Origin of the sequence: Pseudomonas sp. (assembly GCF_037994325.1) — a bacterium.
In the GTDB taxonomy this organism is placed as follows: domain Bacteria; phylum Pseudomonadota; class Gammaproteobacteria; order Pseudomonadales; family Pseudomonadaceae; genus Aquipseudomonas.
The window spans coordinates 1-3,536 of the sequence record NZ_JBBNAH010000697.1; the positions used below are offsets into that span (position 1 = coordinate 1).

Here is a 3,536-nt window from a genome sequence, read left to right on the forward strand (position 1 = left end):
CCTTTACATCCCATGGCTGCACGGCGGTTGGGTTGGCGGCAATCCAGGCACGGGCCTTGGCCAGCATCTCATCGCGGTCGGCGGCGATGTCGTGGATCAGGCCAGCTTTCAGCGCGTCTTGCGGACGTACTTTTTTGCCTTCAACCAGGTACGGCAAGGCTTTTTCCAAGCCCAACAGGCGCACCATGCGCACCACGCCGCCGCCACCGGGCAACAGGCCCAGGGTCACTTCCGGCAGGCCGAGTTGCACGCTGCTGCTGTCGAGCGCAATGCGGTGATGACAGGCCAGGCAGATTTCCCAGCCACCGCCCAACGCCGCGCCATTGATGGCGGCGACCACGGGCTTGCCAAGGGTTTCCAGGCGGCGCAGTTGGCCTTTGATGTTGAGGATCATCTGGTAGAAGTTGTTGGCATCGGCCTTGGTAACTTTCACCAACTCATTGAGGTCGCCGCCGGCAAAGAAGGTTTTCTTCGCCGAAGTAACGATCACACCGGCGATATCAGCTTTTTCGGCTTCCAGGCGGGTGACGATTTCGGCCATGGCTTCGCGATAAACCGCGTTCATGGTGTTGGCGCTTTGGCCGGGCATATCGATGGTCAAGACGACGATATTGTCCTGGCCTTTTTCATAACGGATGGCGTCAGTCATTTCTTTTTCTACCCCGATTGTGGGGGAGCTGTTCAGAAGCGTAGCGAGCGAAGAGTAGGCAAGGCGCAAGCCGGATGAGGAAGCGCAGTTGGCTGTAGCCAATGAGCATTCCGAAACGACTTGCAACGCAGCCTGATCGAGCGCAGTAGCTTCTGAAAGCTCCTTAGATGCGTTCAATGATGGTGGCGATGCCCATACCGCCGCCCACACAGAGCGTGGCCAGGCCGTAGCGCAAATTACGTTTCTCCAGCTCATCAAGCAGCGTGCCGAGAATCGCGCAGCCAGTGGCGCCCAGCGGGTGGCCCATGGCGATGGAGCCGCCGTTGACGTTGACCTTGTCTTCGCTGACGCCCATGTCTTTCATAAACTTCATCACCACCGAGGCGAAGGCTTCGTTGACTTCAAACAGGTCGATATCGCCGACGCTGAGCCCGGCTTTGGCCAGCACTTTGCGGGTGGCCGGCGCCGGGCCGGTGAGCATGATGGTCGGGTCGGTGCTGGTCACGGCGGTGGCGACAATGCGCGCGCGGGCTTTGAGGCCCAGCTCTTTGCCCTTGGCTTCGGAGCCAATCAGCATGGCCGCGGCACCATCCACGATGCCCGAGCTATTGCCTGGCGTGTGCACGTGGTTAATGCGTTCGACATGGCTGTATTGGCGGATGGCGGTGGCGTCAAAGCCCATCTGGCCCATCATTTCAAAGCTCGGCTTGAGCGCGCCAAGGCCTTCAAGGGTGGATTCGCCACGGATAAATTCGTCGTGGTCGAGCAGTACGATGCCGTTTTGATCGGTGACCGGAATCAGCGACTTTTTAAACGAACCATCGGCGCTGGCCCGCGCCGCTTTTTGTTGCGAGCGCAGGGCAAAGGAGTCGACATCGGTGCGGCTAAAGCCTTCCAGCGTGGCGATCAGGTCGGCGCCAATGCCTTGCGGCACAAAGCTGGTGCTCAGGTTGGTTTCCGGGTCCATCACCCAGGCACCGCCGTCGGAACCCATGGGCACCCGCGACATCGACTCAACGCCGCCGACCACCACCAGGTCTTCAAAACCGGAACGCACTTTCATCGCGCCGAGGTTGATGGCCTCCAGGCCCGAGGCGCAGAAGCGGTTGATCTGCACGCCAGACACGCTGACATCCCACTTGGCCACCATGGGCGCGGTTTTAGCGATATCGGCGCCCTGGTCGCCCACCGGGGTAACGCAGCCCAGCACAATGTCATCGACCTGGCTGGTGTCCAGCCCGTTGCGTTGCTGCAGCGCCGTAAGCAGGCCGGCAATCAGGTTGACGGGTTTGACGCTATACAAGGCGCCGTCCTTTTTACCCTTGCCGCGCGGGGTACGCACCGCATCGAAAATAAATGCTTCGGTCATGACATCCTCTGGCCTTCTGCTGAAGGGCTGGCTATCGGCACCGCGCGCAGCCGCGCAATGGCCTGTTGTTGTATGCCGCTACACCTTAACCCCGCACGCCCCAGGCTCAATGACCGAAATGCTCAGGGCCATTGACCGCACTGCTCAGACGAACGGCGCTTGGGGGGCCAACGCATTACCTTAGCCAGCAAGGTGTCTGGCATAGGGGTTGTTTGCGGTTGCAGGCTTTGCGCATAACTGCATGATTTAAGGCTGGCGCTGCTAGAAACCAAGTCTTCTAAGGCGCATGTGACCCGGCCCCTATCGTCTACAGAGCTAACGTTCAAAGCGCTAGGGCGTCGCTGCCGGGTTTTGCCGGAGCGATTTTTGACTGAGCCAAGGCCTGTCAGGCACTGAAAAGGCCACGCATGCCAACAAGAACAAAGGCTGACCACCATGCTTAAACAACCGAAATTCCGCCAAGCGGGCTGGATACTCTTTGCCACCACTGTGGTGTTGATTATTCCCAACCTCTCCCGGCTGATCAGTTAAACCTAGGGTGTGCTAGGCGCCACCCAGCAGATCGCACAGGTGCGTGCACCGTACGCGGATCGCCCCCCCTACCAAAGCAAGTGCAGCGCTGTGGTAGGGTTGCGCATCACCCTTGGGAGCGGTTGTATGCGCGCACTGTTTGCTGGTTTTTTCCTGCTGTTGAGCCTGCCAGGTCTGGCCGCCGACCTTACCCTCACCCTGCCCTCGGGCACACGCACCCTAACCAGCGCCGAATTACTCCAGCACCCTCAGCTGCAAACCGTCGAGATTGCTCAAGACGTCGCCTATAAGCGGCCCATGCGCTTTCTTGCCATTCCCGTGGCGGCGTTATTGACGGGGGTAAAAGCTAGCGATCACCTACAGATGGTGGCGCTGGACGGTTTTGCGGCCGAGCTGCCGGCTGAACCACTGCTACAAAGCACAGGCAGCCGCGCGTGGCTGGCGATTGAAGACCCAACCCAGCCCTGGCCCAAGCTGGCCAAGGACAAATCCGGCGCTGGGCCGTTTTACCTGGTGTGGACCGAGCCGCAGGTCGACCATATCGGCCCCGAGCAGTGGCCGTTTCAAGTGGTGTCCATTCGCGGTATGGCCTCGGTGGCCGAACGTTTTCCCGCACTGCTGCCGGCTAAAGACGCTAACGCCGAGGTGCTGGCCGGCTTTGCCCAATTCCAGAAAAACTGCCTGGCCTGCCATCGGCTTAATGGCGCGGGCGATGCGCAGTTCGGGCCAGATTTGAACCTGCCGCATAACCCCACCGAATACTTTGCTGGTGACTTTCTAAGCCGCTATATCCGTGACCCACAAAGCCTACGGCGTTGGCCGCAGGGCAAGATGCCGGGGTTTAGCCCGCAGGTGTTGAGCGATGGGGAGTTGCAGCAGTTGATTGGCTACTTGCGGCATATGGCCGGGCGCAAGGCGTTGTAGGGTGTGCACACGTTTCGTTTACCAGTAGATCGCTTGGTGCGCGCAGCACACCCTACGTTGGCA

At 60.0% G+C, this 3,536-nt stretch carries 3 protein-coding genes; 1 reads left to right on the plus strand and 2 read right to left on the minus strand.

Annotated features, from left to right (window positions below; genetic code table 11):
* Together AAAB16_RS22985 and AAAB16_RS22990 are read right to left on the minus strand one after the other, a co-directional pair.
* A partial coding sequence (locus AAAB16_RS22985) for an enoyl-CoA hydratase/isomerase family protein (protein ID WP_340665429.1) occupies positions 1 to 649 on the minus strand: 649 nt, incomplete at its 3' end.
* A gap of 163 nt (positions 650 to 812) precedes the next feature.
* The gene (locus tag AAAB16_RS22990; RefSeq protein WP_340665430.1) at positions 813 to 2,018 is read right to left on the minus strand and encodes an acetyl-CoA C-acetyltransferase; all 1,206 of its coding nucleotides are present in this window, start codon (positions 2,016 to 2,018) and stop codon (positions 813 to 815) included.
* Between the two features lie 657 nt (positions 2,019 to 2,675).
* Between AAAB16_RS22990 and AAAB16_RS22995 the strand changes: the two genes are divergently transcribed.
* A complete protein-coding gene (locus tag AAAB16_RS22995) occupies positions 2,676 to 3,473 on the plus strand; it encodes a cytochrome c (protein ID WP_340665431.1) in 798 nt (265 codons plus the stop codon).
* Positions 3,474 to 3,536: the final 63 nt, after the last annotated feature.